The organism is uncultured Methanobrevibacter sp. (assembly GCF_937898925.1).
In the GTDB taxonomy this organism is placed as follows: domain Archaea; phylum Methanobacteriota; class Methanobacteria; order Methanobacteriales; family Methanobacteriaceae; genus Methanobrevibacter.
On record NZ_CALDKF010000104.1, the window covers coordinates 1 to 3,450 of the forward strand.

The following is a 3,450-nucleotide window of genomic DNA, read 5'->3' on the forward strand; positions in this document are numbered from 1 at the left end:
TCCGGCTGAACTTTGTCAGAAGATTCTTCAGGTAAAGGGAAAGGATCCCGTGGTTTCCATTTTTTTTGACAGGGATTCTCTTCTTCGTATCGGTTTTCCGTGGATCCGTGAATTTTTTCACCAGATCAATATCAACAGGAGCATAGATGTCATAACTCCGTCCCGGTATACCAGATCGGAATACGATGTCTATAAGGAATTTTTCCTTCCAAAGAATGTGCGAAAGCGTTTTCTTATGGAATCTCCCGAATGTTCAAACCTTTATTCTAAATAATAAAAGGCAGAACAAAATATGTCCAGTCACTCATCAATCAGATCCGTGGCGATAAATATAAGAAAAAGGCAGCTCTGGAACTGATGTGGCAGGGGCAGGGGCATTTTTCCAGATTTAATCATCCCGTAAACAGTCTTGCGGCCGGCTGCTTCATTGAGGCTGAAAAGCTGACCCGTACCAAGGGTGTTTTTACCCCATCCCTCATCAAGACCGATTTCAGTGATATAACCTTCAGTAAGTTCCAAATATCTTGGACCTTTCACTTTAGTTGAATAAATTGTACCAACTTGAGATCTGTGACCTTTTCCTAAATCTTCAAGGCCAGCACCGATTGGAAGGCCTCCTTCAGAGAATGCTGATTGGGTTCTACCATAAACAATTTGCAAGAATAATTCACGCATAGCAGTGTTGATTGCATCACATACAAGGTCTGTATTCAATGCTTCAAGGATTGTCTTTCCAACAAGAATTTCACCAGCCATAGCTGCGGAATGAGTCATACCAGAGCATCCGATAGTTTCAACCAATGCCTCTTCGATGATTCCTTCCTTGACATTTAAGGTTAATTTGCAGCATCCTTGTTGAGGTGCACACCATCCGATACCGTGAGTAAGTCCAGAAATGTCACTGATTTCCTTGGATTTTACCCATTGGCCCTCTTCAGGTATTGGTGCAGGACCATGGTCTGCTCCCTTATGAACAGGACACATATTTTCAATTTCTTTTGAGTAAATCATTTCAATCTCCACTTAAAAATCTTAGAATAATTTAAAATTATTAAAAATGATAATAAAAAATTTAATAATTTTTAAACTTTATATAATTATATTTGTCATTTTCAGTATATAATATTTGATTTTGGATTGTGAAAAATAGAAAAAACAAAAAGGAAAAAACAGAAAATATATCACTGAAATATGCTACTATTCCAACAATAATCTAAAGAAAAAACCTTTTTTTATGAGTTCGTATAAAATCAAATTACATTTAATTAAAGTAAGTTAAAGAATGCATTTATGCATAAGATTAAATATGCAAGAAACACAAATAGTGCTAGCATTCTAACTCACCCCCTATGGAAATAGGGAAAAATATAAAAAATAATTTTATTGATCTCATATTTCATCCCTATGAATTGTATGGAGTTTCTGTTTTTGGTAATAATTAAAAGTTTTTAAAAATAGAGTATTGAATTGAAATAAAAAAGAGTAAAAAAAGTAAAATTTGAAAAAGGATATAAAAAATGTAGCATTACCCTTTTTCAACCATACAATCGCATAGGTTTTATAACACAGCAAATAATTACTGTTAATTATAAATATATTTTCATCATATATAAATATTTTTAAAATTGCTTTAATTCTTTTTAAACTCAAAATAACAATCTATTTTTTAAATACTCTTATATAATAGTTGTATTTTATAAAATAAATAGTTTTAGAGAGCGTATGAAAAATAATATTCATGTATAGTTTACTATATCTAAAAATAACAATAAATTACTTGTTTTTGTAAAAAATAATAAAAATAATAAAGAATTTATTTATTCATATGAATACAAGCAATGAACTATGAAGCAAATAAACGGACCCTAATATAATCAAAACAGCAAATATCTTAGGAATGTAATTTGCCTTGGAAATCAATTTCTCCAAATCTATTCTTGAAATCGCTAAACATAATGCCAAGAGAGTCAATGCAAAACCTAAAACATAAATAAGTATATTTCCAACTGCATATAATGGACTATTTGAACTTACAAGTAAGGTTATGAGAGAAATAAGATATGCACTATAGCAATCTGCCCAAGCGATTGAAGTCAAGAATCCTAAAATAAATGAATTGAGTATCCCTCCACCAGTTCTGGCATCAATCGATTTAAAGGACAAGTTATAATCAAAAAACATCAATATTCCCATAATCAATAAGATAACTGCAGCAATGACCCTTACATAAATGATATACCTATAAAGAATAGCTGTAAAGAACCCTGTCAAAAAGATGATTATTGTGAAAATGCTAAATAATCCAAAGATAAAAGACAATATTTCCGCTTTTGATTTGGTCTTTAAGCTAAATCCCACAATTATCGGTATAGTGGGTATGATGCAAGGAGATAATATTGAAATCACTCCTGTAAAAAATGAAATAATCGGCATTATCTCCATTTTAAAACACCTCATTAGTAAATATTAATGACCATTAATCTCTTTTAAATCTCTCAAATATTCTTCTGGAGGTTCATAACCATCTATTCTGCCTAATTCTTTTCCATCCGGATCTAGGATTACAGTAGTTGGAGTTCCGTAAACATCCAATTGTTGGAAAAGTTCTGGACTTTCACTGCTTTCTGTAATCAATAAAATATTATTTTCATTTATTTCCTTTTGAACAGAAGGATCTGTTAAAGTTCCTTCCTTAAGGTATTCACAATAGATGCAAGCTGCTCCGTCGAAAATAATCATTACATTCCTATTATGAGCCTTAGCCTCCTTGAATGCATATTCAAAGTCATTGCAGAAGTATAAACCATCAATGAAATCATCAACATAATATTTTGAATCATAATTTATCTTATCATCTTTACTATCTTTATCTACAGTTTTAACGGAATTATCATCGGTTTTATTGGAATCAACTAAACAAGTTCCACTTTCACAGTTGGATGAGTCAGCATCTACACTTGAATCTGAAGTAGGTATAAGACTTACGGAATCATCAAAAGAACTAGGTGCATCTACAACCATAACAATTCCACATACTAAAAATAGAGCTAAAATTAGAATAATTAAGAATTTAAATTTTCCCATAATATCTCCCCCAAAGATAATATGTACAGGGTTATTTAAATAATTTACTAAAAAAATTTAAAAAAAATTAAAGAGTTGTGAATATTTTCAAAAAGTTAAAAAAATAAATTATTAAAATATTAAAAAAAAGAAAGTAGAATAAATTTATTCTAAACTAACAAAGTTCTTAAGTATTTTCAATCCGGGAACTCCACTTTTTTCTGGGTGGAACTGGGTTGCAAATACATTATCCTTTGATACTGCAGCAGTTAAATCAATGCCATAATCCACAACAGCAGACAAATTGATATCATCATCAAGAACTGCATGATAGGAGTGTACAAAATAAAAGTCCTTGCCATCAACACCATCTAAAATAGGGCATTC

General features: G+C 31.1%; 2 protein-coding genes and 2 pseudogenes. All 4 read right to left on the minus strand.

Annotated features, from left to right (window positions below):
* Positions 1-474: 474 nt before the first annotated feature.
* Positions 475-1,011, minus strand: a pseudogene (locus Q0409_RS08195) (hypothetical protein); the annotation flags it as partial.
* 810 nt (positions 1,012-1,821) lie between these two features.
* Entirely contained in the window at positions 1,822-2,442 is a 621-nt protein-coding gene (locus Q0409_RS08200) for a cytochrome c biogenesis CcdA family protein (RefSeq protein WP_298536929.1), read from the minus strand.
* Positions 2,443-2,466: 24 nt separating this feature from the next.
* Positions 2,467-3,084, minus strand: coding sequence for a thioredoxin family protein (locus Q0409_RS08205; protein ID WP_298536932.1), 618 nt, complete (start codon positions 3,082-3,084; stop codon positions 2,467-2,469).
* Between the two features lie 144 nt (positions 3,085-3,228).
* A pseudogene (gene hisH, locus Q0409_RS08210) lies at positions 3,229-3,450 on the minus strand (imidazole glycerol phosphate synthase subunit HisH); the annotation flags it as partial.

What these genes read in the sequence shown, in the direction of transcription:
- Q0409_RS08200 (WP_298536929.1), bottom strand. Translation starts at nt 2,442, where the DNA reads ATGGAGATAATGCCGATTATTTCATTTTTTACAGGAGTGATTTCAATA.
- Q0409_RS08205 (WP_298536932.1), bottom strand. Translation starts at nt 3,084, where the DNA reads ATGGGAAAATTTAAATTCTTAATTATTCTAATTTTAGCTCTATTTTTA.